We start from the raw sequence: 25,604 nt of genomic DNA on the forward strand, positions 1-25,604 counted from the left end.
TTCCAGCTTCAGTTTGATTCCGAATTCAGTGATCCTAGCCCTTTCCTGGCCATTCATTGGCGGTCGCAGAGCCCCTGCTCGACGGCGAGTACCGCGGCCTCGACGCGGGAGCGCATCTTCAGCTTGCGCAGAATGGATTTCACGTGCAGCTTCACGGTGCCCTCGGAGATCCCCAGCTCGTTGCCGATGACCTTGTTACTCTGGCCACCGGCCAAGTGACAAAGGATCTCCATCTCGCGCGGGGTCAGGTCCGAGAAGGTGACGGCAGGCTCGTCCGGCGCCGCTGTCTCCTGCCGAACCGCGCGCGCCAGCGCTCCGGTGAGTTCGGGCGCGACGATGGTCTGTCCGTTGAGAATCCCCTGCAATGCGGCCACTAGGTCATCCGGCTCCATGTCCTTGAGCAGGTAGCCGTTCACACCCGCTTGAAGTGCCTCAACGACATCGCGCTCGTCGGTGCTGGTGGTCAGCATCGCAACGCGGCGCTCGATCCCTTCGCGTTGCATCCTGCGCACCACATCGATCCCATTCTCACCCGGCATCCGCAGATCCATCAGCACCACGTCCGGCGCACAGTCACGCGCCAGCCGCAGCCCGACATCGCTGTCGCCCACCGCGTCGATCACCTCGATCCCACGCCGCTCCAGAAGCTCGAGCAGGCCAATACGAAACAACGCATGGTCATCAATTAGCAAGACGCGCATCAGCTGACCTGCTCAGTCGCGGCGCCACGCGCCGTCGGATTGAAGACCAGCTCGATGCGAGTGCCCTCGCCGGGCTCACTCTCGATATTCAGCGCCGCGCCGATCCGCCGGGCACGTTCCTCAAGGATCGACAGACCAATATGCTCACCCGGATGACCACTGCGCCTGGGGGTGCTGAAACCAACGCCATCGTCTTCGATCAGCAACACATATTCGCCAGTCTGTTCGCGGGTCAGCAGCACCCGCACCGTCTGCGCCTGCGCATGCTTGCGTACATTGGTTAAGGTTTCCTGGACAATCCGCATGATCTGCAGCTCCTCGGCGGCCGAGAGGTCAAACGGCCGACAGCCCATCTGAAAGGCGGCATGGATGCCGGTGCGCTGACCAAAACGGTGCGTAATGTCTTGCAGGGTCGGGATCAGCCCGCGCCGATCCAAGGGTGCGCGGAAGCTCCCGAGCAGTTCGCGCAGCTCGCCGTGAGCCTCGTCAATCCCGTTACGAATCCGCGTCAGGTCAGCCTGCGCCTCGGCCGGGATTTCATGTCCGTCCAGCGCATCCGCCAGCATCCGCACCTGCAGACGCAGGCTGGCCAGTGTCTGTGCCAGCGAGTCATGCAGCTCATGCGCGAGCGAGCTGCGCTCCTCCAAGATCGACAGACGCTGCGCCTCATGGTCGGAGCGATACTTGGCAATCGCCACGCCGATATGCTGGCCGATGGTGGCCAGCAGATCGAGGATGTCCTCGCGCCGGCTGATCCCAGAGCGCTCGATGAAGATCGAGTAGGCCCCAAGCAGCTCATCGTGGTGCTTGAGCGGCACCGTGACCACCTCCAGCGCATCGCTGTCGAACATCCGCCGACCATAGACCCGCGAACAGTAGCGCAGGTCATTGTCGCAGACGATCTCGCCGGGGCAGAGCACGGTGCCGCAGAGACAGAGGTCAACCGGCGCCATATCCTGCTCGCGCACCAGATCGTCATCCAGCCCGATCGAGCCAACCAGCCGTGGGCTGCCATCGGGCGCGACCAGCCGCGCGGTTGCCGCGCGGCCGTTGACCATCTCCTTCAAGGTGCGCAGAAAGCGCAGCAGAAGCGCATCCAGGCTCTCGGCACGGGCGATCTCCGCGGCGACATCGTAGAGGATCTTCAGCGACGCGGTCTTCTGTGCCAGGCGCATGGTTTGTCGCGCGACGCGCGTGTCCATGTCTTCATAGAGATCGGTCAGCTCGGCGTTCAAGGCGCCGATGTCGCGCGCCATACCGTCGAGTACGCCCACGTTCGACAACGAGCGGCTTGCACCCGGCTCGCCCTGACAGACCCGAGCCACGGTGTCTTCGAGGCTGACCAGCGGCATCAGCAGCTGCGTCTTGAGCCGCACCCCAGCCAGTACGGCGGCGGCGAACCCTGCCGACAGGAAACCAAGGCACAGCCATTTGGGCCAGGCCTGGCCCGGCATCAGTATATTCGTCAGCAACAGGGCCAAGGCCCCAAGCAATGCCAGTACGACTGTCGCCAGTGGCCAGGCGAGTCGCGCTGAGACCAGGATCTGGCAGATACGGTGCGACGTCTCAACGCGCGATGTCCTACCCCTCCTCTCCTTGGCGACGAGGCTCAGATCTGCCCGCACATTTGCCCGCGCATCTGAGTTCGCAACAGCGCCACGGACCCTCTTTGCGGCGGGCGCAGCGCTCGTGTCGCCCTGACTTGAGCAGCTCGCATTCCGTGCCGACCGATCCGGCCGTTCCCTCCCGCCCTCTGGATCTTGTCGCTTCGAGCCTCGAGCGTCGGCATCAGAGGAGACAGACGCTGATGGATCAGACGCATCCTGTAAGGCTGGATCAGAAGCAGAGGTGTCAGACGCATCCTGTAAGGCTGGCTCAAAACGCAGCGTCACGATGCCGCCTCCTGTCGATCCGCCTCACGCTCGCGCTGCTGCAGCTCCCACATCGCCGCGTAGGTGCCACCCTGTGACAGCAAGCTGCGATGCGCGCCCTGTTCAATGACACGCCCCTGATCCATCACCAGGATGCGATCGGCGTCGACCACGGTCGAGAGCCGGTGCGCGATCACCAGCGTGGTGTGATCCTCTGAGACCTCGGCCAGTGTCTGCTGGATCGCCTGCTCGGTGCGGCTATCCAGTGACGAGGTGGCCTCATCGAAGATCAGGATGCGCGGCCGTTTGAGGATGGCACGGGCGATGGCGACGCGCTGCTTCTCGCCACCAGAGAGCTTGAGACCGCGCTCGCCGACCACCGTATCCCAGCCATCCGGCAACCGAGCGATGAAATCGGCGATATGGGCCAGCTCAGCCGCACGCCGGACCTCATCCTCGGTGGCGTCGGTGCGACCATAGGCAATGTTGTAGCGGATGCTGTCGTTGAACAGCACCGTATCCTGGGGAACAACGCCGATCGCCGCGCGTAGGCTGTCTTGCAGAACCCCGCGGATATCCTGATCGTCGATCAAGATCCGTCCCTGCTGCGGGTCGTAGAAGCGGAACAGCAGTCGCGCCAGGGTCGACTTGCCCGCACCACTGTGCCCGACGACCGCCACCTTTTCGCCTGGGTCGATGCGAAAATCGACTGCCTGCAGGATCACGCGCTCCGGCTGGTAGTGGAAACCGACCTGCTCAAAACGGACAGCGCCTTTATGCAACACCAGCGGCGGTGCAGCCGGGGCATCAGTAATCTCCGGCGCGCGCTCGAGCAACTTGAACACCAGATCCATATCGGCCAGTGCGTATTTGATCTGCCGATAGACGATACCGAGGAAGCCAAGCGGAATGAACAGCTGCAGCATGAAGGCGTTGACCAGCACTAGGTCACCGATGCTCATGCTGCCGCTAACGACGCCCTGGGCGGCGTACGCCATGATCACCGTGACGCCGATGGCGATGATGCTGCCCTGGCCGAAGTTGAGCAGCGACATCGAGGACTGGCTCTTGACCGCGACGTCCTCCCACTGGGCCAGGGTATTGTCATAGCGATCGAGCTCGAGGCGCTCGTTACCGAAGTACTTGACCGTCTCGTAGTTGAGCAGGCTGTCGAAGGCGTGGGTATTCGCGCGCGAATCGAGCACATTCATCTGTCGGCGGTAGTCCATGCGCCACTCGGTGATCGCGAAGGTGAAGCCGATATACACCACCACGGTGCCAAAGGTCACCAGCGTAAAGATCAGCTCGTACTTGGTCAGTAGCACAGCGGCGACCAGCGTGAACTCGACCAGCACCGGGATCACGCTGAACACCAGATAGTTAAGAATGGTCGCGATCGAGCGCGTGCCGCGCTCCAGATCCCGACTCACCGCCCCACTCTGACGGCCGAGGTGATAGCTCAGCGACAGCTGATGCAGATGCGTCAGTACCCGCGTCGACAGGCGGCGCATGGCGCGGAAGCGCACCCGGGCGAAGACCACGTCACGCAGCTCGTTGAACAGCGAGCTGCTCAGCTTCAGCGCCCCATAGGCCAGCAGCAGGCCAATCGGCAGCACCAGGATCTGCTCGCGCGCCTGCTCGAAGGCATCAACGATGTTCTTGAGTACGATGGGTACGCCAACGTTGGCGAGCTTGGCGCAGATCAGGCAGGCTAACGCCAGCAGGGCGCGACCGCGAAACTCGGCCAGATAAGGCAAGATACCGCGCAGGTTGTGACGGTCACGCCGGTCTGAGTGGACGCGCTCGGTGGCAGCATGGATTCGAATCATGGGTGATGCGGTTCGGGCGAGGTGATGCGGTTCGGGCGAGATTAGTCGGGCGAGGTTATAAGGTCACTGAGCCGGTGAAGTTGGGTTTGGTCGAAGCGTTTGGTCGCAGCCGATTGAAGCCTCTGCACTCATCGGCGAAATCTGCCATTCCAGTGCTCTTATTGGGATCAGCCGACGGTCAAGGCCAGATCGCGCGGACAGCGACCGCGGGCGCGGGCGCGGGCGCGCTCAAGATCAGCACCCCGCATGCAAAGCCTGCACTAGACATTGACCTCTCCGCGCTCAATCCTACCTTGTGAGCAGTGAACTGGATTGTTGACGGACTTCGCCAGCAGCCGCGAAAGCGATCAACCCTCAGCCGGCTGCACTCACGCAGCCCTCTGCTTGTAACATTAGATGAGGTCTCATGATGTCAGAACCCATGCTGGAAGGCACCGGCTGCAGTATGCACGAGCCCTATGCACTACAGGTGCTCGGGCCGGATATGGAACCGGAGTTCCCAGACAAGTGCGTGGTGATCGTCGAGCCGACCGAGCAATGCCGCAGCGGCATGTATGTGTTCGTCGAGGTCGAGGGCGTGCGCTGGTTCCGCCAGTATCGGCGTGACGACCAGGGGCGCGAATGGCTGCTCGCGCTGAACGAGCGTTTCCCCGAAATCGAGCTGACGGGGCTGGAGTGGAAGGTGCTCGGCGTGATCATTCAGCGCAACATCCGTCGCCGAATCAAGCATTACGAGTATCGCGACGCCGAGGGCGGCTCGAGCAGCGCTCCAGCCACCCAGGTCAACGCCGTCGACATCACGCACCAAGGCGCGTGAGGCACGCCCATCAACTGCTGTGCGCGGGTCGCCACGGCGCTCGACCGCTCGCCTGGCTCACCCTTGCCCTGCTTTGGATCATGCTGCCAATCGCTGGCTGCAGCGATGCCCCGTTTGGGTCGAAGCCATCCGCCAACGACGGGCAGTCCAAGCCGTCGCGTCCAGCGAGCGAACATCTGGTCACAACCATCACCGCCGAGCGGGCCTCGGTCGCGGTACCGCATGAGCGCCCCGGGAGTCTTCGACTGCGACGCCTGGTGCGGCTGCACAGCCAAGAAGAGGGCCGTATCACCGAGCTCCAGGTCTTCGAGGGCGATGAAGTCGCGCCGGGGCAGACACTGATCCGGCTCGAAGATGACCTGCTGCGCGCCGAGCTGGATGCGGCACGCGCCACCGCCGCCCAGGAGCGGTTGGATCTGAAGCGCCTCGAGGGACTCGCCGGACGTGGCGGCGCATCGGAAGACGAGATCGCCCAGGCACGCACCGCAGTCGCCGTCGCCGAGGCCCAGGTGCGCGTGTTGGAGACGCGGCTGGCATTCACCGAGATCAGCGCCCCTTTCGCCGGGCTGGTCACCGCGCGGCTCGCCGAGCCCGGCGATTTTGTCACCAAGAACACCCACCTGCTCAGCATCGCCGACCCAGCATCATTGATCGCCGAGGTGCTGGTCTCCGAGCTGGTGCTGCCGCAGCTCAGCGTTGGTGATCCGGTGCAGATCCGCATCGACGCGCTCGGCGGGTTGATCGTGCCCGGCCGCATCCTGCGCATCCACCCCACGCTCTCCGAAACTGGCCGCCAAGCCATGGTCGAGATCGCCTTCGATCAGATCCCGGCCGGCGCGCGCGATGGCCAGTTCGTCCGCGTCCGGTTCGAGAGCAGAGGAATTCCGCGCCTGATGGTTCCTTTCCGCGCCCTGCGCCAGGATCGTGATGGCCCCTTCGTCTGGATCATCGATGAAGCCGGCGAGGCCCAACGCCAACCGGTCGAGATCGGCGTCCGGATCACAGACCAGGTCGAGATTGTCGACGGTCTCGAGCCCGGCACCCAAGTCATCACGCGCGGCTTCCTCGGCCTCGCGGCCGGCAAGGAGGTGCGCGCAATCGAGACCAGCCGGCTCTAAACCGTTGCCGCATGCCCGTAGACAAACGTCAGACTCCGGTCAATCTCGGCTAGCCCAGGCTCTTCGAGACCACCTCATAGACATCATTGGAGAGACCTACCACCTCAAGGATGCGCTCAAGCTGGATGCGCATCTGCTGCTGGCGGCCCTCATCGTAGCGGCGCCAGCGTGTCATCGGGTAGACCAGGCGCGAGGCGATCTGGGGATTGAGCGGATCGAGTTCGAGGATGCGGTCGGTGAGGAAGCGGTAGCCGGTTCCATCCGCGGCATGGAAGCGCACTGGGTTGCCGGCTGCGAAGGCGCCGATCAGGGCGCGCACTCGGTTCGGGTTGGTCAACGAGAAGTCCGGATGCCCGAGCAACCTCTCGACCCGTGCCAAGGTGTCGCTCCGGCTGCTTTGAGCCTGTAGCGCGAACCATTTGTCGATCACCAAGGGCTCATCCGACCAGCGCTGATAGAAGGCCGCAAGGGCCTGCTCGCCCGCATCGCTGGCTGGTGCTGCCCCAGCTCCAGCTCCAGCTCCAGCTCCAGCTCCAGCTCCAGCTCCAGCTCCAGCTCCAGCTCCAGCTCCAGCTCCAGCTCCAGCTCCCGACGAGCTTGCCCTCGATAGGGCGTCGGACTCAGCTCCGGTTACGGCTCCGCTAGCGGCTTCAGCTGATTCAACTCCAGACAGCTCGCTAGGCGCCTCGACCAGCATCCGCAGTGCGGCGATCACCTCGGTCATATTCTGCTGCGCCTCGAACTGGCGCTGCGCCAGGCTCAGCCCCTCGGCATCGCCAGCGCGCACCAGGTAGCTCAGGCAGAGGTTGCCGAGCGCGCGGCGGCCCATCGAGGCGTGGCTCAGGTCGAAGCCGGCATCGCTGCGGGTGCGCGCGTAGGCGGCCAGCAGCGGCTCGCGCAAGCGTCTGCCGATCTCGGCAGCGAGAGCTTGGCGGGCACGATGGATACCATCGACATCGACCACCTGCATCTGATCGCCGAGATAGCTCTCGGAGGGCAAGCTGAGCACTTCGGCGATCAATGCGGCATCGGTAGCCTCGGCACGATCAGCAGCACCGGCATGATCAATTGCATCGGTAGCACTGGCAGCATCGGTAGCACTGGCAGCATCGGTGGCACTGCCAGCATCAGTGGCACCGTCAGCCTCGGCCGCCGCGTCCGCAAGCGCACGCTCGAAGGCCTCGATGAAGCTGTCTGGCGCGGCCAACGCCGGGTCGGCCACCATCGCCAGCAACAGGCGCTGAGCCAGCGTCTGCGCCGCATCCCAGCGGTTGAAGCCATCGCTGTCGTGAGCCATCAAGAAGCTGAGCTGCGCATCGGTGTAGGGATAACTGACCCGCACCGGGGCCGAGAAGCCACGCAGCAGCGAGGGCACCGGCTGCGCGGCGAGGCCGGTGAAGATGAAGGTCTCGACCGGCTGGCGCAGCTCGAGCAGGCGTGTGCCGGGCGCCGGGGCTTTGGTCTCGCCTTGCAGCCGCAGCGGCAGCTCCTGGCCATCGGCATCGAGCAGTCCGAGGGCGAGCGGGATATGCAACGGTTGTTTGTCGGCCTGCCCCGGCGTGGCCGGCGTGTGCTGGCGTACCTCGAGCTGATAGGTGCCGGCCACCGGATCATAGCGGTCCGCGCAGTCGAGCTGCGGCGTGCCGGCCTGGCGATACCAGCGCTTAAACTGGGTTAGGTCGATGCCACCAGCGGACTCCATGCAGTCGACGAAATCGTCCGTCGTCACCGCTTGGCCATCGAAGCGCTCGAAGTAGAGATCAGTCGCCTTACGGAAACGCTTCGGACCAAGCAGGTTGGCCTGCATCCGCACCAGCTCGGCGCCCTTCTCGTACACCGTCGCGGTGTAGAAGTTGTTGATCTCGATGTAGGAATCGGGCCGCACCGGATGCGCCATTGGACCCGAGTCCTCGGGGAATTGGCGCGCACGGAGCATGCGCACATCCTCGATGCGCTTGACCCCGCGCGAGCCCATATCGGCCGAGAACTCTTGGTCACGGTAGACGGTGAAGCCCTCCTTCAGACTAAGCTGGAACCAATCGCGGCAGGTGATGCGGTTGCCGGTCCAGTTGTGGAAGTATTCATGGGCGACCACGCCCTCGATGCCGGCGAAATCGGCATCGGTGGCCGATTCCGGGCTCGCTAGGATGTACTTGGCGTTGAAGACATTGAGCCCCTTGTTCTCCATCGCACCCATGTTGAAATGGCTGACGGCGACGATGTTGAACACCTCCAGGTCGTATTCGCGACCATAGCGCTCCTCGTCCCAGCGCATGGCGCGGATCAGCGATTGCAGCGCATGCTCGCACTTCGCCTCGTTGCCGGGCTCGACATAGATCCGCAACGGCACGCGACGGCCCGAGGCGGTCTTGAACGTCTCCTCGACCGCGCTCAGCGCGCCAGCGACAACGGCGAACAGATAGCTCGGCTTTGGGAAGGGGTCATCCCAGTGGACGCAAAGACGGCCGTCTGCGAGCCGCTCCTCGCCGGCCGGATTGCCATTTGCCAGCAGCACCGGATAACGTTCGGGGTCGGCAATCAGGCTGACCCGGTAGGTCGCCATCACGTCCGGGCGATCGAGGAAATAGGTGATGCGCCGAAAGCCCTCTGCCTCACATTGGGTGCAGAGCATGTCACCGGAGACGTAGAGCCCCTCCAGCGCCGTGTTCGCACTCGGATTCAACCGCACCCGGGTCTGCAGCTGGAACCGATCCGGCACCCGACGGACGATCAGGTGATCCTCCTCGACCTGATACTCGGCAGGCGCCAGCGGCCGATCGTTCAGGCTGATCGTCTCGAGCTTGAGCTGTTCGCCATCCAGCCGCAGATCGCCATTGCCGCGGGTTGCGGCCGGGTTACGCCGCAGGCTGAGTTCCGCCTCGACCTCGGTGTGCTGATCATCAAGCTCGAACCGCAGTGCGACGGTATCGATCAGGAATTCCGGCGGGCGATAGTCGCTGAGGCGGATAACGGGTGGTGTCGTGCGATACATCGGCGTACTGAGTGGCTCTGCTAGGATGGAGGAAAAGAGAGGCTGGAGGAAAACGGGCGGTGGCGCTCGAGGCCAGCCAGGGCTCGGCGAAGCTTGGCGGATGCGGGTCGCTTGTGCCAATCTTGGCTCATCCGGTCGCAATCGACCGATTTCAAGCAACGCGCGCGGCGGTTCTCCGATTGAGAGCGGCCGCCGGCGCCGATCAGCGAGGGTCAAAGCGCAATGATGCCCATTGTGGAGATGTACTCGACCGCTTTCTGCCCCTATTGCGTGCGAGCACGCAGACTCCTCAAGCAGAAAGGCATCGAATTCGAAGAGATCCGGGTCGATAAAGACCAGGATCAGATGCGCAGCATGATCCAACGCAGCCAGCGCACGACGGTGCCGCAGATCTTCATCGATGAGCGCCACATCGGCGGCTACGACGACATGGCTGCACTGGACCGGGCCGGCAAGCTTGACCCCTTGCTCCAAGGCCAATGAGTACCGACTGATGAACGCCGACTGATGAGTACCGACTGATGAGCGCCAACCGATGAGCTCAGCAAAGGCTAGCGTCGAAGAGGCGGGAAGCCAGCGGCTCGACAAATGGCTCTGGGCGGCGCGCTTCTTCAAGACGCGACCACTCGCTGTTGAGGCCATCAACGGCGGCAAGGTCCATCTCGACGGCCAACGGGCAAAACCCGGCCGCAGCGTGCGCCCGGGGACCAGGCTCAGCATCCACAAGGGCCAGCTCGAATGGCAGATCGAGGTCAAGGCGCTCTCCAAGCAGCGCCGTCCGGCCAGCGAAGCGGCACTGCTGTTCGAGGAAGACGAGCAGAGCCGGCTCAAGCGCCAAGAGTTGGTGCAAGAGCGCCGGGCCGCGGGGCCGAGCTTACGGGTCGAAGGCGGCCGCCCGACCAAACGCGACCGCCGCCGACTCAGCGAGTTGACCGGCAAATAGACAGAGGCCCAAGCGCTGATGGACAACCAAGTCTTACGAGAGACCTATAGCACCATTAACGAGCGCTACTGTCCGTTCGAGAAGAGCATCTTGACCAATCAATGCGCCTGCAGCCGCGCCGAGCGCTTTTGCATCGCCGAACGTGAAGGCGTGAGCTGCGAGACGGACGAGGCGCAGGCGCGCTGTGTTAGGTTGTTGGAGCTGTTACGAGGCCAGGCGCGGTTCGCGCTGAGAACCACCGATGGCAGCTCGGCACTGCCGCACGCGAAGGCGATGCGCGTTCAGGTGGGCGGCCTACGCGGCCTCTATCTGGCGCTGAACCCGGATGCGGAGGTGCCAAAGACCATCGACGATGTGGATGCGATCATCAGGGCTGCGGTCAGCCGATTCGGCAGTCTGGACCATCTCCCCTTCCAAGTCATCGTGCAGCAGATCACCGCCTACCGAGGACGCCGCCCGTTTCGCGACCGCCGGTCCTGACCGTCATCGCCTCCTGACTGTCATCGCCTTAATGCTTGCTGTAGACCTCGCGCGAGCGCCCGGCATTGGAAAGACGCACGATGCGCGTCACGCCGGGGATCTGGCGTAAACGACGCATGATGCCAGCAAGATGCTTACGACCGGTCACATTGACCAAAAAGTCGAGCGTTGTGGTCATCCCATCCTTATCGCGCGAATTCACGTTCTCGATATTGGAGCCCTGCTCGGCGATGGCACTGGCAAGCGTCGCCAAGGCACCACGGCGATTGCCCACATCAACCCGGATCTCGGTCTGAAACTCGGCCAGCGGGTCCTCTGCCCATTCGACCTCGAGCCATTTGTCGCGCTTTGAATGGAAATCGCCTAGGTTTCCGCACTCGTTGCGGTGCACCACAATCCCCTTACCTGCACTGAACAGCCCCGTGATCGGATCGCCAGGGATCGGCCGACAGCAGCGCGCGAAGTGCACCACCATCCCCTCAGTGCCTCGAATCGCGAGTCGGCGGGCGCCCCGGCGGTCAGCATCGCCGGCTTCCGGCGCCCCCGTATTGACCAAGAACTCACCACCCGGCACCGGCTCGGACGGCCCCGCAAGACGCCGCGCAATCAGCATCGGCATGCGATTTCCAAGACCAATCTCAGCAAACAGCCGCTCGCCGTCTTCCAGACCGCTCTCGAGCGCATGTGCCAGGATGCGCGCCTCACCGACCTGCTCCAACGTCAGTCCAAAGGCCGCAAGCTCGGCCGACAACATGCGCTGACCCAAGGCCTCTGCTTCACGATTCTGCAGATTCTTCAAATAGCTACGAATACTCGCACGCGCCTTGCCGGTGACCACGAAGTTGAGCCAGGCGGCATTCGGCTTAGCGCCGGGCGCGGTGATGATCTCGACAGTCTGTCCGCTGCGCAGCGGCGTGCGCAGCGAGGCCAATCGCCGGTCGATCCGCGTCGCCACACAGGTGTTGCCAACGTCGGAGTGGATCGCATAGGCGAAGTCGACCACGGTCGCGCCCATCGGCAGCACGAGGATGCGCCCCTTGGGCGTGAACACATAGACTTCGTCTGGATACAGGTCGACCTTGACGTGCTCGAGGAACTCTTGAGAGTCGCCTGAATCACGCTGCACCTCCAGCAGTCCCTGCAGCCAATCCTTAGCCGCCGCCTGTGGCCCGCTGGCCTCGCCATTGCTCTTATACATCCAATGCGCGGCAATGCCCGATTCTGCGAGCCGGTTCATGTCCGCAGTCCGGATCTGGATCTCAATCGGCACACCTTGTGGCCCAATGAGACCCGTGTGCAAAGACTGATAGCCGTTCGACTTCGGGATCGCGATGTAGTCTTTGAAGCGCCCCGGCACCGGCTTGTAGAGATCATGCACCTGACCAAGGACGCGGTAGCAGGTGTCGACGCGGTCGACGATGACGCGAAAGCCGAAGACATCGACCATGTCGTCGAACGAGCGCCGCTTGGCCGTCATCTTCCGATAGATGCTGTAGAGATGCTTCTCGCGGCCGAAGACCTCGGCCGCAATGCCCTCAGCGTCGAGCCGGGCTCGCAGCGTCGCCTCCACCTTGGCGACGGTCTCGCTGCGACCTTGGAGTTTGTCACCGACCGTGCGCGACAGCACCGCATGGCGCCAAGGCCAGTGATGGCGAAAGCCGAGGTCTTCGAGGTCGAGCCGAATCCGATTGATACCGAGCCGGTTGGCGATCGGCGCGTAGATCTCGAGGGTCTCGCGCGAGATGCGCCGGCGCTTGGCGGGCATCATCGCATCCAGCGTGCGCATGTTATGCAGGCGATCCGCCAGCTTGATCAGGATGACGCGAATGTCGCGCGTCATCGCCAACATCATCTTGCGGAAGCTCGCGGCCTGCGCCTCGGCGCGCGAGGGAAAGTCGATCTGGGTCAGTTTGCTCACCCCGTCGACGAGCTCCGCGACATCATCGCCGAAGACATCGGCGAGATGCTCTTTTGCGGTGGGCGTGTCTTCGATGACGTCGTGCAGGATCGCCGCCATCAGGCCTTTGTAATCCATCCGCATCTCGGCGAGGATGCGCGCCACCGCGATGGGATGATAGATGTAGGGCTCACCGCTTTGTCGCTCCTGCCCTTGATGCGCTTCAGCACCAAAGAGGTAGGCTCGGTAGACCTCGCTGATCTGCTCGGGTGGCAGATAGGTCTCGAGTTCGGTGAGGAGATCGCTGATCAGGAAGCGCGCGGGCTCATTGTCCAGCCGCAGGTAGAGGCTCGGCCGCGAACTACCCGCGACGCGCGCACCCTGCTGCGAATGTGCCTGCGGGATTCTCGGTGGAGGCTCATCCGAGCGCGACTGATAGGCAAGCGCGGGCATCACGGATGCCGGAGCCCCCGTACGCAGCGAGCTCAGTGGTGATTCGGCCTCAGTCTTCTGCATCCCGTGACGCAAGTTCTTCAGCCAGCGCGCGCTCGAGCGCCTCGGCCGCATCCTGAGCCGCGCGATCGCCTTCTTCCAAGGTCTGCGGTTCGATCAATCCAGCCGCGATCTCACGCAGCGCCATGACCGTCGGCTTGTCATTCTCCCAGGGCAATAGCGGCTCGACGCCCTTAGCGAGCTGGCGAGCGCGCTTGGACGACACCAAGACCAGCTCGAAACGGTTATCCACATGCTCGAGGCAGTCCTCGACCGTGATACGGGCCATTCAAGTACTCCAAAAACGACAGAAATTAATGCTCAAACTACCAGAAAAAAACTAGGCTGGCATCGTCTTGCGAGGTTGCCCGGCCGGCAGATGCCAGAACGATCGACGCCAGACCGATCAGGGTTAACCTGAATTTCACGCGATTCATGTTCCGGGGTGGTGGCGCGCCATGAGCGTTCGGTCATGGGCATTCGGCCATGAGCGTTCGGCCATGGCCATATCCAATGGCGCTCGCCGATGCTCGCTGCTACGCCCCCAGCATCAACCGCAGCCGATCTTGCTCCCTCAAACCTTGATGCACGCTGCGCAAACGCTCCGCGGTCAGGATACAGTTGAGTTCTTGCAGGGCTTGATCAAAGTGCTCATTGACCACGAGGTAGCGATATTCGTCCCAATGCGAGAGTTCATCGCGCGCCTTGCCCATCCGGTCCCTGATCACGGCATCGCTATCCTGGCCTCGACCGCGCAAACGCTGTTCCAGGGCTGAGAGCGATGGCGGCACGATGAAGATCGAGACCGCCTCTGGAAAGCGTTCGCGGACCTGGCGCGCGCCCTGCCAATCGATCTCGAGCAGCAGGTCCTGACCTTGCTCCAGGGTCTCGCGGAGCGATGCCTCTGCCGTTCCGTAGGCGTTATCGAAGACGCGAGCGTACTCGATAAAGGCCCCTGTCTCGATCATCGCCTCGAATCGGTCGTGATCGATGAAGTGATAATGCGAACCGTCGATCTCGCCCGGTCGACGCTGCCGTGTGGTATAGGAAACGGACAGCGACAGCGCCGGATCGTTCTCGAGCAGTGCGGCGACGAGACTGGTCTTACCGGCTCCCGAAGGAGCCGAGACGACGAACAGGATACCGCTCGGATGGCTCGAGTGCGGCTGATCGGCAAGGGACATAGGGCTTCCAGCGTTGGCCAGGGTCAGCCCTTTAGGCTATCGCAGCAGCCGCGGCATGGATAGCGCCATGAGGCGATTGTCCCCGCATCGGCGAGCATTCGGTGCAGAACTCGGGCGGCTCGGAACCCATCTCAGCCGCCAGTGGATGACTGAGGAGCTTTGCTGGCATCATCTACCGTCTATAGCGCGTAACGTCCATAGCCCGTCGCCAGCCCGGACGATGCAGCGCTCGTTTCACGCGAACCCCGGCAATCGACCACCCAGCCCCATGCATCCAGACTTCGATCTCGACCCCGACCTCCTCTACCTCAATCACGCCGCCATCGCGCCTTGGCCAAAACGCACGGTCAAAGCAGTCGCGGACTTCGCCGCAGAACAAGGGCGGCTCGGATCGAAACGCTATCTGACCTGGCTCGCCATCGAGCAGCGGCTGCGCGAGCGATCGGCGCGGCTGATCGGTGCCGATTCCGCCGCGGAGATCGCCCTGCTGAAGAGCACCTCCGAAGGCCTCTCCTTCATCGCCCAAGGGCTCGATTGGCAGGATGGCGACAACATCGTCACCATCGCACAGGAATTCCCCTCGAACCGGATCGTCTGGGAGACGCTGGCTGAGCGCGGCGTTGCGCTGCGCTCGCTCGATCTCTCGACCAGCACGGCTCCAGAAGCCGATCTGCTCGCCCTCTGCGATCCACGCACCCGCCTGATCGCGGTCAGCTGGGTCCAATACGGCCGGGGTCAGCGCCTCGACATCGCCCAGCTGGCCGCCGCCTGCCGCCAGCGTGGCATCCTACTCTGCCTGGATGCGATTCAAGGGCTCGGCGCCCTCCCCTTCGATCTCGCCACCAGCCCGGTCGACTTCATCGTCGCCGATGGCCACAAGTGGATGCTCGGCCCAGAGGGGCTAGCGCTGTTCTGGTGTCGGCCCGCGCTGCGCGACCAACTCAGCCTCACCGAGTTCGGCTGGCACATGGTCGAAGACATGGGGGATTTCGATCGCAAAAGTTGGCGCCCCGCCGAGAGCGCAAGGCGGTTCGAATGCGGCAGCCCGAATATGCTCGGCATCCATGCCCTCGAGGCCAGCCTGTCATTGCTCGAGGAGACGGGCGCAGCGCAGATCGCGGGCGCAATCGAAGCCCGTATTGCACGTCTCATCGAGCTCATCGATCAAGCCGGCTTCGAGCTCTTGTCGCCGCGCGAGCCGCAGCGGCGAGCGGGCATCGTCACCTTCCGCGTGCCTGAAGCCGATCAGTCGGCGCTCTATCAACGACTCATGGCGCAGGGCCTGATGTGCGCGAGTCGCGGCGGCGGGCTGCGGTTCTCGCCGCATTTCTACACCCCGGAGCACGATTTGCAGCGCGCCATCGCGCTCACCAAAGCCTCAGCACAGCAGCCCAAGTAACAGCTCCCCGTGAAACCGAACGTCGGTGCAGAAGCAGAAGCCGCAACCCGTGCAAAAAAGGCAACCCGTGCAAACCATCATTCGATCGCCTCAACATCCGAAGCAAGATGCCCCATTTCTCTATCAAGGACCAGCTGCCCTCCTCCCACCCTCAGCCAAGCGCTCACCAAGACTTGAACCAATGGCAGCTCGCGCTGCGGGTCTTTGCTGCGCCATCGGATACCAATCTTGATGGTGACATCTTCGGCGGCTGGCTCCTGGCACAGGCCGATATCGCGGCTGCCAGCATCGCTGTCGCGAGGGCCCAGGGCCGCGTGGCCACGGTTGCCATCCAGGCGTTCCAGTTTCAAGCGCCGATCCGCGTTGGCGATCTCGTCGATCTCTACGCCCGGATCGACGGCACCGGCAAGACCTCGATGACGATCGATGTCAGCGCTTGGGCGCGACGTGCGTCCAAACCGGGGGCGACCCGCGAGGTCGCGACAGGCAAGCTGGTTTTTGTCGCGCTCGGTGACGACGGACGAACGCGCCGCCTGCCGGCCTGGGTCGAGCCCACTGAATCCGCTTGACGCACAAGCTAGCCCGAAGCTAGCCCGAAGCTAGCCCGCAAGCCAGCCCACAAGCTAGCCGTCAACACTGAGCGATACACCGTCATCGGCGATCGCCAGCACTTCCACCTGTCGATGACACGATCCGCATGCGATGATTCAGGCGGCCAGCATCCAAACGCACACATTTTCGGGTATCGCATATGTTCGAGGCAGCAAAGGTCGGTCGATCGGTCAGCAAATCAGACTTCAAGGCACAACGTGACGAACTGCGTACCCAGTTGCTCGAGGCACAGCGCGAGCTGACCGATAGCCATATCCCAGTCATCGTCATCATCGCGGGCGTCGAGGCCGCCGGTAAGGGCGAGGTCGTCAACAGCCTCAACGAGTGGCTGGACACCCGCGGCGTGCAGACCTTCGCGTTCTGGGACTTCAGCGATGAAGAGCGGGAACGGCCCCGATACTGGCGCTTCTGGCGCACCCTACCGCCGCGTGGCGAGATCGCCATCCTGTTCGGCGGCTGGTATCTAGCCCCGATCGAGCACCGCTTTCGGGGCGAATGCGATGATGCGGCGCTCGACTCCGAACTGGCACGCATCGTCGACTTCGAGCGCTCGCTGACCCACGACGGCGCCCTGGTGGTGAAATTCTGGTTTCACCTCTCCGAGGAAGACCAGAAGAACCGGCTCAAGGAGCTCTCGCGCGACGATCGAAGTCGCTGGAAGATGCTGCCGAAGAAGTCGAAGTTCACCGAGCAATATCAGCTGTTCGAATACGTGGCCGAGCGCGTCATCCGGCAAACCGACCGCGGCATCGCGCCCTGGTACCTGATCGAGGCAGAGGACAAACGCTATCGGGATCTCACCGTCGGCAAGACGCTGTTACAGGCGATTCGGGCGCGCATGCAACAACCGCTGCCAACGGAGCCACCGGCAACCGCTGAGCCGCTCGACCTGCCCGAATCGGCAAGCGCTCAGATCACCCTGCTCGACCAGCTCGACCTCAGCCAGCAGCTCTCTCGCGATGCGTACAAGGAGGAACTGAAGAAGTATCAACGCGAGATCAACGAGCTCGCCTGGAAGGCCTACAAGCAACAGCGCACCACAGTTTTGGTGTTCGAGGGCGTGGATGCAGGCGGTAAAGGCGGCGCCATCCGCCGCATCACCAGCGCGGTGGATGCGCGGCTCTATCGCACCATCCCGATTGCAGCGCCGACCGACGAAGAGAAGGCACACCATTATCTCTGGCGGTTCTGGCGCCACCTGCCGCGCGCCGGTCATATCATCATCTACGATCGTTCCTGGTACGGCCGCGTACTGGTCGAGCGCGTCGAGGGCTTCGCCGCCGAGGATGAATGGCGCCGGGCCTACGCCGAGATCAACGAATTCGAAGAGCAGCTGGTCGAAAATGGTGCCGTGCTGCTCAAATTTTGGCTGCAGGTGAGCGAAGAAGAACAGCTACAACGGTTCCAGGATCGCGAAAAGACGCCGTACAAGCAGTACAAGATCACCGATGAAGACTGGCGCAACCGTGAAAAGTGGCCGCAGTACAAGATCGCCGTCAACGAGATGATCGCTCGCACCAGCACCGAATACGCCCCCTGGACGCTGGTTGAAGGCAACGACAAGCAATTCGCGCGCATCAAGGTGATGAAGACCGTCTGTGAGCGGTTGCGCGACACCCTCGGTGACGACTCATCGGCGATTCCCGGCAGCGGCATCGCCCGTTGTGGTTACAAGGCCGTGGAATCGGATTGACGGACGGGCGCCTGGTCGCCCTCAGTTCTATCGCTGCCGTATTGGCTGGGGAGATCGGCGTCGAGCAGGCATTGAACCAACGGCCGACACGGTAAAGCGCGCCAGGCCTCGGCGCCATCCGTCACCTGGCTGGCGCCATCAACCGCTAAGCGGGTTGTTCCCGTGGCAACAAAGAGTCCGCGTACATCGGCTTGACGGCGTTGTAACGTCGGGCCGTGTAGTGCGCGGTGATCACGGCCAGCATCAATGGCAAGACGATGTTGTAGTCCATGGTGAGCTCAAACACCATCAGGATCGACATCAGCGGGGCGTGGGTGGTGCCTGCGAGCATCGCGCCCATGCCAACCACGGCATAGGCGCTCGGGGTTGCGGTGCCATCTGGCAGCAGAGCGTGCACCAGGGTGCCGAAGAGGGCGCCGAGCATGGCGCCGACGAAGATCGTCGGCGTAAACGCACCACCCACGGCGCCGGAGCCGTGGGTCGCGGCGGTGGCGATCATCTTCAGCACCAGCACGGTCAGCAAGGCCTGCCAAGCCCAGGGGTCCTGCAAGACTGCATTGACGACGCTGTAGCCATTGCCCCACACCTGGGGCTCGTAAACCGAGATCGCGCCGACCACGAGCCCACCAAGGGCCATGCGCCCAGCCAAAGGCATCGGCAGACGACCGAAGACCTGATGTGAGCGCTCCAAAAGGCTCAGAAACGCCGGCGCCAAATGGCCGGCCAGGATGCCAAGCACCAGGTACAGCGCCAACTCCCAGTCACTGACCAGGCTGAATGCCGGGATCTGATAGACCGGCGCATACCCGAGGATCTCGTGGACCGTGGTGTTGGCGATCACCGCGGCGATGATCAGCGGGCCGATGTGCTCCAAGGCGATCGAGCCGAGCACGATCTCAGCGACAAAGAGGGTTGCTGCGATTGGTGCGTTGTAGGCCGATGCCAGTCCGGCAGCGGCCCCAGCGGCGACCAGGAGCCTCAGGCGATCACGCGGAAAATGGCTGAGGCGGCCCATCGCCGAGGCCACCATCGCCGCCAGCTGCACCATCGCGCCCTCGCGGCCGATCGAGCCACCAGAGGCCACGGTCACCAGCGACGAACTCGCCTTCACCAAGCTATGGCGCACGCTAATCCAGCCATCCCCCACCGCAACCGCCTCCATGTAGTCGGTCGTTGAGCGCCCCCGTAGGAGCCCACCAATCTGTTGCAGGATCAACCCAGCCAGGAGCCCACCGGCCACCGGAAACAACAGCCGCTGCCAGGGTGCAAGCGCCTCAGCGGCCGCGACCAACCCTTGATCTTGTCCGCTGACCAGCCATTCGAGGAGCCGAATCCCCTCACGGAACAGCACCGTCACCAAGGCGCCGAAGAACCCGGCCAGGGTGGCCAACAACAGCAGCGTGTATAACTCGGATTGACCTCCAGAGAGCAACAGCACCGCGCGCTTCGGCAGCTGCGCCGCTGCTCCCAACGCCGTGGTTGCCGAAAATGGGCGTCCGCTGATCGCCCAGCGACGCTCCCAACGGATCATGGCGGCCGCGATCAGGGCAAGCAAGAGCGCCGTCATCGCCCACACCGGAGCCCGATTGCCCTCAGGGGCAATTGATCCTTCGCCGCTGTCCTTTAACGCAGCAGCATGCACCGAAGTGCCCACAGGTGCCGGCGCAGATTTCGGCGTTGATATCGGCGTTGATATCGGCGCAGGTGTTGAACCATTTGGAGACGCCTCCTGGGGAACCGTTGACGCTGCAGCCTGAGTCGGTAGTGCCTCATTCGGAAGGCCTTGATTGGAAGGCAGATCTGGCGCACCAGCCGGCGCTGCAGCTGGTCCCAATGATCGCCCTGCGCCGAGCTTCGCCGTCGGCTCTGACTTTGGAATCGGAATCTCGTTGGGCAAAACGGCGGACTCGGCGGCTTCGGCACCCTCCGTACCGCGCTCAAGGCTGATCGTTTCGCGGGACTGGAGGTCTGCGCCTGACCCATCGGCAGCTAAGTCACCCTTGTCCTCCGCCGCCGGACACTCGATCGGCCGTCCACTCCGCCGATGCTCAGCCCACTGCTCGGCTTGCTGCTGCACCTGCGCGCGTGCGGAGTCAGCATCCACTTGCTCAGCCTGTTTCACAGCGGGCACGCTCAGCACCGCACCAACACGCAAGACCCCGTTCAGATTGCAGGAAGGCGAAAACGCGTCCGGATTCGCCTTCAGCAACGCCAACATCATCTGATCCCTCGTCAACCCGAACCCAGTGTTCAGGCGCCCAGCGATCTCCCAGAGTGACTCGCCGGCGCGCACCGGTCCATAGGTTTGTTCAGCAGCGGCGAGCCAAGTGGGACCGAGCGCAACCAGCAGCGCAAGGCCAATCAGCCATAACCGGACCTGGTGTCGAAGCCGCATCAGCGTAGCCAATCTCAATTAGGCTCAAAATTAGGGTCAATGAGGGTCAAGCTCATCATGCGAGCGATTGGCGAGTATTCATCGCCTATCGCCACCCCACCCCAGAAGATAAGCGATGGCTTGAAGGTTGAAGGTAACGCTCACAAGGAAGCCGTTGCCGCGGATGCTACCGCAACCTCAAGCACTCGAATGCCTGACTTGCTGTGATCACGAACGCCATCAGGCGAACACGGGATACGATATAGGGATTGGACCTGCCGCGACACCGACTCATTTCGAGCCATCGGCGTCGAATCGACTGCACAACCTCGAATCGCCGCCATTGGACAGGCCTCACCAGAGCCGTTATCCGTTGCCCCGCGGCCTCAGGCTGACCTCACCGGCAGCAAAGGTGCGACGACCAGCGTCGGTCTCGAGCAGCAGATTGCCCTGCGCATCAATCCCACAATATCGACCCTGAATCCGTTGCTGACCGTTCAGCAGCGAGACAGACTCGCCCTGATAGGCATCGAGCCGACGCCAGTCATCTAGGAAGGGCGCCAGGCCGGCGTCCGTATAGCGACTGAGGGTCGCCGTCAGACGCTCGATCAGCGCGGCGGCGAGCGCGTTGCGCCCAGGCATCCGGTCACCACAGACCTCGCACAGATCGACCCAGGGCTGATCGATCGCTGCCGCCTCCTCTGCACGCAAGCGCAGATTCAGGCCAACCCCGACCACGACCAGGCTTGGACCCTGCGCCTCGCCAGCCACCTCCAGCAGCAGACCAGCAAGCTTTCGCCGCTGCCAATGGACATCATTCGGCCACTTGAGCCCGATGCCCTCAACACCGAGCTTATCAAGGGCCTGAGCAACAGCGACCCCGCAAGCCAAGCTCAATCCTCCGAGCTGTACCGGCGCCAGCGGATAACGCCAGAGGATCGAGAGATAGATGTTACGCCCAAACGGCGAGACCCAGCGCCGTCCGAGTCGACCGCGCCCAGCACTCTGGCGCTCAGCCAGGCAGATCTCGCCAGCATCCGCACAGATCTCGTCAACATCCACACAGATCTCGCCAACATTCGCACAGATCTCGCCAGCATCCACAGCCAGGTCAGAGCCGCAGTCACGCGCGGAAGACGTGGCTGTCAGCACCGTTCGCCGACCAGACGCCAGCAGATAGGCATTGGTCGAATCGATCTGATCGAGGATCTCGAGCACGCTGATCCGTTGCCGCGCCTGCGCGTCGAGCTGAGCCTGAATAGCCTCCGACGACAGCAATTCGATCGGCTCCGGCAGCCGATAGCCCTGCCCGCGCACCGATTCGATGCCAAGGCCGAGCTCGGCATCGAGCTGATGCAAGATCTTCCACACCGCCGCACGGCTAATCCCCACTGCTGCCGCAATGGTCTCGCCCGAGCAAGGCTTGCTATTCGCCAGCAGGCGAATGATCTCACGTGCTCGTGGACTCATTGGCTAGCGCCCATGATTCGTCACCTATAACGCCCAACCACTTTAGTCAAAGCGGTGCAGCCTCAACATGAGGTCACGTGATGTTGTAACGTGGCAAGAAGAGGCTCGCGCAGAGACGCAAAGGCGCAAAGGCGCAAAGGAAGAAAGAGCTTGCTCGATGTTCCCAGTGCGCTTCTTTTGTCCTTCTCTTCTTCTCTTCTTCTCTTCTTCTCTTCTTCTCTGCGCCTCCGCGCGAGGTCTCTTTTCCTTGTGTCATCTACGCGACACGGCCACATCTGATTGAAATTCTGTAGGGCCGCACCCGGTCAAAGGCGGTCCAGGCCTAAGCCTGATTGACCGACTTGAGCGACGACGCCAGCCAGGTCTCGCGCCGGGCGCGGATAGCATCAGCGGCCTCTTCGTCCAGCCGCAGCTCACAGGTATCGGCCGGTGCTAGCTCCGGCAACACCTCGGTCTCGAACAGCTCATCACGACGGAAGGCATGCACCCGAATTGGCCCGACTCCGGCCGCTCGCGCGATCAAGGCATCGAGATTAGCGGCGTTCGTCCGCAGTCCATCGACCGCGATGATCAGATCGCCCGCCGAGAGCCCAGCGCGTTGTGCCGTCCGCCCATCCAGCACGACCCCAAGCCGCGCCTCCGCGCTGTCAGGCTGCAGTCGAACACCGATATCAGGCCGCGACGACCTCGGCTCGAAGCGTTCGACGCAACCGCCATTGTCCTTGGCACTGGTCGAGGGCCGCAGACGCATCTCGATCGCAACCGTCCTCAACAAGGGCGCCAGATCCAGATCATCGGTCGAATCGAGCGCATGGTCGAAAAACCCGGTGAGATCGAGACCGCTGACTTCGGCCGCCACCTGCTCGACCTCACGCTCGCCGATGCCAACGCCGGTGCGTCCATAGCCCTGCCAGAGCGCGCGCATCACATCATCCAGGCTCTTGCGATGCTCGGTGCCGTTGCGGATGGTCAGATCCAGAGCCAGCGCGGTCAGGGCACCCTTGGCATAGTAGCTGACGATGGCATTGGGCGCGTTCTCGTCCTGCTTGTAGAAGCGCGTCCAGGCGTCGAAGCTCGACTCAGCGACGCTCTGCCGCAACCGCCCAGGATTGCGCTGTACGCGGGTGATAAGCTCGGCGAGCAGGGTCAGATAGGCCTTGGCATCAATCACCCCGCTGCGCACCAGCGCCAGATCGTCATAGTACGAGGTGATGCCCTCAAAGGCCCAGAGCAGCCGCGTGTGCACCTCGCGCTCCAAGCCCTGCTCGGCAAAGGCACGCGGCCGAATCCGCTTCACGTTCCAGAGATGGAAATACTCGTGGCTGCAGAGCCCGAGGAAGCGTCGGTAGCCCTCCGAAGGCTGGGAGGGCGCCTGCATCGGCGTCGCCTCCCTCTCCCTCTCCATCGCCGTCGCCTCCCTGTCGGTCTTCGCCTCCATGTTCATGTCCGCCTCCATCGCCATCGGCCAAGCCGGTGCCGGCAGATCGTCGCGATTGGCCAACAGGCTGGTCGAGAAGCGATGCTCAAGGCCACCATAGCCATCGCCCACCAGCTGCGTCAGGAACAGGTAGCGGTCGATCGGCAGCTCGCCGAACAGGGCGGCATGCTCCGCACAGATGCGCGGCAGATCCAGCGTCAGCCGCCTGAGATCAGCACGATGCCGACCGCTGATCGTCATCCAATGCGGCACACCCTCGACCTTAAAGGCGATTCGATCGAAGACGCCCATCTCGACCGGGTGATCGATCAGGTCGGCATAGTCATCGGCCCGATAGCGACCAAAGCCCCAGGCCGGGGCGCCATCAGAGGCAAGACTGGTCGCCACCTGCCACTGTGTACCAATCGCACCCGGCGGCGGCAGGATCTCGACCTGACAGGGCCGCTCCTCGGCGCCCGCCACGCAGAGGAAGAGACTGGTGCCATTGTAATAGCCGTGGCTGCGGTCAAGATGCGCCGAGCGGACGGTCAGCTCCCAGGCATAGACCTCATAGCTCAGCTGCACCGGGCCGGCCTGCGGCGAGAGCCCAGAGAGCCGCCAGGTCTGTTTGTCCAGCTTCTCCAGCGCCACCGGGCGCCCGGCTTGCCGCGCCACAAGGCTGAGCAGATTGCGCGCAAAGTCGCGAATCATATAGCTGCCCGGTATCCAGGCCGGCATCGAGACCTGCAGCGTCTCGGTGTCAGGTGCCGGGATCTCGAGCATCACCTCAAAGCAATGGGCATCAGGGCGTGCCGGGACAACGCGGTACAGCAGCGGATTCGATTCAGACATAGTGAAGGACGCCTTCTATGAACAGAGCTTGGGTGGGCATGCCTGAATAGATCGGTATCACGAGGCGCATAGCCAACCGCATGCTGCGCCGACACTGGGCTCGCGCCCGGTATAGAATCCTCCGCAAGATCCCATCACCCTGTCAGACACCGCTGATCAACAGCACAAAGCGCATCGCCACCCGGAACGAGGATACGCTTGTTTCAGGGGCCTGTTCCTGGGTCGTCGGCAACCCGGAACAGACAAGCGCCTGTTTGGCGGCCAGCGAAATATCCGATCAAACACTATCCGAGCAAACCATGGATCAGATCCCCGTCGAGCTCAGTCTAAACGGCGTCTACTACCCGCCTTGGCTCCTCGCCGCTGGGCTTGGCCTAGCGCTGGCGATGGCGCTGACCAGCCTGGCCAATCTGACTGGCCTGAGCCGATGGGTCTGGCATCCGCCGCTCTTCTTTACCGCGTTAGTCGTCGCCTGCACGCTGTTGATCGGCTCGACGCTCGTTCCTTCCTTCTTTGCTTGAGCGCCCAGGCCACGCATGAACCTCTCTGAAACCCGGCGCCAGATGCTCTTTGACTTCGTCCGGGTGCTGATCACATTGCTGATGGTGGCGCTGGCCGCCGGCGGCGTCTTCTGGGTCACCCAACAGCAGCAGGCGCATCCCTGGACACGCGATGGGCAGGTGCTCGCGAATGTGGTCCATGTCGCGCCCCAGGTCAGCGGCCCGGTGGTGGCCGTCCATGTCGCTGATAACCAGCGCGTCGCCCGGGGTGATCCCCTGTTCGAGATCGACCCGACGCTCTTTCAGCAGGCGGTGCAGCAAGCAGAAGCCGATCTGGCACAAGCCAGCGCCGAGGCGACGGACGCCGCAGCGGATGCGAACCGTGCGCAGACGCTGCACGCACGCGGCGATCTCTCACAGCAGGATTTCGACCTCAAGACCGCGCAGTCGGAGGCCAAAGCCGCAGCGGTCGATGCTGCCAAGGTCGCGTTGGAGACCGCTCGGCTCAAGCTCAGCTACACCAAGGTCAGCGCCGCCTCAACCGGCTATGTGACCAATCTCGAGCTTGACGCTGGCACCTATGCCACCGCAGGCGAATCAGTGCTCGCCCTGATCGACGCCGATTCATTCTGGGTCGCCGGCTATTTCAAGGAAACCGACCTGCCGTACATTGCGATCGGCGACCCGGCCGCGGTCACCCTGATGGGCCATCCTGATCGACCGCTCGCCGGTCGCGTCGAGAGCATCGCCTTTGGCGTCGCGCGCCGCAACACGGGCACCAACCTCGGCGACCTTGCCAAGGTCGCACCCACCTTCGAGTGGATTCGCCTGGCCCAGCGCATCCCGGTGCGCATCGCGCTCGCGTCGCCGCCGGCCGATCTGCCGCTGCGGGTCGGCTATACAGCCAGTGTCGCGATCAACCCATCGCGCACCGCCGAGCGCCGCTGAGGCCCGGTTGAGCAG

At 63.2% G+C, this 25,604-nt stretch carries 20 protein-coding genes; 10 read left to right on the top strand and 10 right to left on the bottom strand.

What is annotated here, in order from left to right:
- Nucleotides 1-53 precede the first annotated feature (53 nt).
- The 3 genes from CKO42_RS04975 to CKO42_RS04985 form a co-directional block, all read right to left on the bottom strand.
- Nucleotides 54-701 carry a response regulator gene (locus CKO42_RS04975; RefSeq protein ID WP_200240052.1) on the bottom strand — a complete coding sequence of 216 codons (648 nt, stop codon included), beginning with the start codon at nucleotides 699-701 and terminating at the stop codon, nucleotides 54-56.
- Entirely contained in the window at nucleotides 701-2,326 is a 1,626-nt protein-coding gene (locus CKO42_RS04980; RefSeq protein WP_420844264.1) for a GAF domain-containing sensor histidine kinase, read from the bottom strand. The genes CKO42_RS04975 and CKO42_RS04980 overlap by 1 nt, the downstream gene beginning before the upstream one ends.
- Nucleotides 2,327-2,589: 263 nt before the next feature.
- The gene (locus CKO42_RS04985; RefSeq protein ID WP_200240054.1) at nucleotides 2,590-4,401 is read right to left on the bottom strand and encodes an ABCB family ABC transporter ATP-binding protein/permease; all 1,812 of its coding nucleotides are present in this window, start codon (nucleotides 4,399-4,401) and stop codon (nucleotides 2,590-2,592) included.
- A 406-nt stretch (nucleotides 4,402-4,807) separates the two neighbouring features.
- On the opposite strand from CKO42_RS04985, the gene CKO42_RS04990 reads away from it, so the two are divergent.
- On the top strand, nucleotides 4,808-5,218 hold the full coding sequence (locus CKO42_RS04990; protein ID WP_420844265.1) for a S24 family peptidase: 411 nt from the start codon (nucleotides 4,808-4,810) through the stop codon (nucleotides 5,216-5,218).
- 80 nt (nucleotides 5,219-5,298) lie between these two features.
- The gene (locus tag CKO42_RS04995) at nucleotides 5,299-6,336 is read left to right on the top strand and encodes an efflux RND transporter periplasmic adaptor subunit (protein WP_200240248.1); all 1,038 of its coding nucleotides are present in this window, start codon (nucleotides 5,299-5,301) and stop codon (nucleotides 6,334-6,336) included.
- 49 nt (nucleotides 6,337-6,385) lie between these two features.
- On the opposite strand, the gene pepN is transcribed toward CKO42_RS04995, so the two are convergent.
- The gene (gene pepN, locus CKO42_RS27145) at nucleotides 6,386-9,328 is read right to left on the bottom strand and encodes an aminopeptidase N (protein ID WP_242479139.1); all 2,943 of its coding nucleotides are present in this window, start codon (nucleotides 9,326-9,328) and stop codon (nucleotides 6,386-6,388) included.
- A 225-nt stretch (nucleotides 9,329-9,553) separates the two neighbouring features.
- Between pepN and grxC the strand changes: the two genes are divergently transcribed.
- The 3 genes from grxC to CKO42_RS05020 are packed head-to-tail and all read left to right on the top strand — an operon-like array spanning nucleotide 9,554 to nucleotide 10,751.
- Entirely contained in the window at nucleotides 9,554-9,811 is a 258-nt protein-coding gene (gene grxC / locus CKO42_RS05010) for a glutaredoxin 3 (protein WP_200240059.1), read from the top strand.
- Nucleotides 9,812-9,863: 52 nt separating this feature from the next.
- Nucleotides 9,864-10,271: an RNA-binding S4 domain-containing protein gene (locus tag CKO42_RS05015; RefSeq protein ID WP_200240061.1), complete on the top strand. Its 408-nt coding sequence runs from the start codon at nucleotides 9,864-9,866 to the stop codon at nucleotides 10,269-10,271.
- A gap of 18 nt (nucleotides 10,272-10,289) precedes the next feature.
- Nucleotides 10,290-10,751 (top strand): hypothetical protein, encoded by a 462-nt coding sequence (locus CKO42_RS05020; RefSeq protein ID WP_200240063.1) that lies wholly within the window; start codon nucleotides 10,290-10,292, stop codon nucleotides 10,749-10,751.
- Between the two features lie 28 nt (nucleotides 10,752-10,779).
- On the opposite strand, the gene CKO42_RS05025 is transcribed toward CKO42_RS05020, so the two are convergent.
- The 3 genes from CKO42_RS05025 to gmk form a co-directional block, all read right to left on the bottom strand.
- Entirely contained in the window at nucleotides 10,780-13,164 is a 2,385-nt protein-coding gene (locus tag CKO42_RS05025) for a RelA/SpoT family protein (RefSeq protein ID WP_242479140.1), read from the bottom strand.
- Nucleotides 13,151-13,429: a DNA-directed RNA polymerase subunit omega gene (gene rpoZ / locus CKO42_RS05030; RefSeq protein WP_200240065.1), complete on the bottom strand. Its 279-nt coding sequence runs from the start codon at nucleotides 13,427-13,429 to the stop codon at nucleotides 13,151-13,153. The genes CKO42_RS05025 and rpoZ overlap by 14 nt, the downstream gene beginning before the upstream one ends.
- A 247-nt stretch (nucleotides 13,430-13,676) precedes the next feature.
- A complete protein-coding gene (gene gmk / locus CKO42_RS05035; RefSeq protein WP_200240067.1) occupies nucleotides 13,677-14,324 on the bottom strand; it encodes a guanylate kinase in 648 nt (215 codons plus the stop codon).
- 268 nt (nucleotides 14,325-14,592) lie between these two features.
- On the opposite strand from gmk, the gene CKO42_RS05040 reads away from it, so the two are divergent.
- The 3 genes from CKO42_RS05040 (at nucleotide 14,593) to pap (ending at nucleotide 18,028) form a co-directional block, all read left to right on the top strand.
- Nucleotides 14,593-15,723 carry an aminotransferase class V-fold PLP-dependent enzyme gene (locus CKO42_RS05040; RefSeq protein ID WP_200240070.1) on the top strand — a complete coding sequence of 377 codons (1,131 nt, stop codon included), beginning with the start codon at nucleotides 14,593-14,595 and terminating at the stop codon, nucleotides 15,721-15,723.
- Nucleotides 15,724-15,830: 107 nt separating this feature from the next.
- Entirely contained in the window at nucleotides 15,831-16,292 is a 462-nt protein-coding gene (locus CKO42_RS05045; protein ID WP_200240072.1) for an acyl-CoA thioesterase, read from the top strand.
- A gap of 182 nt (nucleotides 16,293-16,474) precedes the next feature.
- Nucleotides 16,475-18,028 (top strand): polyphosphate:AMP phosphotransferase, encoded by a 1,554-nt coding sequence (pap, locus tag CKO42_RS05050; protein WP_200240074.1) that lies wholly within the window; start codon nucleotides 16,475-16,477, stop codon nucleotides 18,026-18,028.
- Between the two features lie 145 nt (nucleotides 18,029-18,173).
- On the opposite strand, the gene CKO42_RS05055 is transcribed toward pap, so the two are convergent.
- The 3 genes from CKO42_RS05055 to CKO42_RS05065 form a co-directional block, all read right to left on the bottom strand.
- The gene (locus CKO42_RS05055; RefSeq protein ID WP_200240076.1) at nucleotides 18,174-20,423 is read right to left on the bottom strand and encodes a ClcB-like voltage-gated chloride channel protein; all 2,250 of its coding nucleotides are present in this window, start codon (nucleotides 20,421-20,423) and stop codon (nucleotides 18,174-18,176) included.
- 345 nt (nucleotides 20,424-20,768) lie between these two features.
- Complete coding sequence (locus CKO42_RS05060; protein WP_200240079.1) at nucleotides 20,769-21,872, bottom strand: biotin--[acetyl-CoA-carboxylase] ligase; 1,104 nt, start codon at nucleotides 21,870-21,872, stop codon at nucleotides 20,769-20,771.
- Between the two features lie 322 nt (nucleotides 21,873-22,194).
- Nucleotides 22,195-24,141 carry a M61 family metallopeptidase gene (locus tag CKO42_RS05065; protein WP_200240081.1) on the bottom strand — a complete coding sequence of 649 codons (1,947 nt, stop codon included), beginning with the start codon at nucleotides 24,139-24,141 and terminating at the stop codon, nucleotides 22,195-22,197.
- A 299-nt stretch (nucleotides 24,142-24,440) separates the two neighbouring features.
- On the opposite strand from CKO42_RS05065, the gene CKO42_RS05070 reads away from it, so the two are divergent.
- Nucleotides 24,441-24,662, top strand: a complete 222-nt coding sequence (locus CKO42_RS05070; RefSeq protein WP_200240083.1) for a DUF1656 domain-containing protein — start codon at nucleotides 24,441-24,443, stop codon at nucleotides 24,660-24,662.
- A 15-nt stretch (nucleotides 24,663-24,677) separates the two neighbouring features.
- The gene (locus CKO42_RS05075) at nucleotides 24,678-25,589 is read left to right on the top strand and encodes an HlyD family secretion protein (RefSeq protein WP_200240085.1); all 912 of its coding nucleotides are present in this window, start codon (nucleotides 24,678-24,680) and stop codon (nucleotides 25,587-25,589) included.
- Nucleotides 25,590-25,604 lie beyond the last annotated feature (15 nt).

The sequence above is a fragment of the Lamprobacter modestohalophilus genome, from assembly GCF_016583905.1.
Lineage (GTDB): Bacteria > Pseudomonadota > Gammaproteobacteria > Chromatiales > Chromatiaceae > Lamprobacter > Lamprobacter modestohalophilus.